Annotated in this window: 1 pseudogene; it reads right to left on the bottom strand. The window is 42.1% G+C overall.

The window, feature by feature from the left end:
• Positions 1–44: 44 nt before the first annotated feature.
• Positions 45–224 (bottom strand): annotated as a pseudogene (locus IQR33_RS05415) (transposase); the annotation flags it as partial.
• Positions 225–359 lie beyond the last annotated feature (135 nt).

The following is a 359-nucleotide window of genomic DNA, read 5'->3' as shown; positions in this document are numbered from 1 at the left end:
AGTAAATTACCACCTTCTAAAGAAGGTGGCTTTGTATGAGCCCCCTAAAAGGGGGCCTTTGTTTCGTCCAGCGCCAATTGCTGCTGCTCTACTCGCTCTTGCTTCTCTTGATGTCTTACATATCGGCGTATTATTTCTTCATTGATTCCAACACTATCGACAAAATAGCCTCTTTGCCAAAAGTGATTACCCCAAAGCCTGTTCTTCCTAAGGTGAGGAAACTTGATTGTATCTACTCATGTTATTTGTCCTCTTCGAATTCTGGAAAAATCAAAGATGCATTTAGCATGAGTAGATTTACAGGCAAAGCCGAAGCGGATGATAACCACCTACTGAAGTAGGTGGTTTAGGGCTGAAAA

It is taken from the genome of Vibrio sp. OPT46, assembly GCF_015163535.1.
GTDB lineage: Bacteria > Pseudomonadota > Gammaproteobacteria > Enterobacterales > Vibrionaceae > Vibrio > Vibrio alginolyticus.
This window is presented reverse-complemented; position numbering and strand designations above follow the sequence as displayed.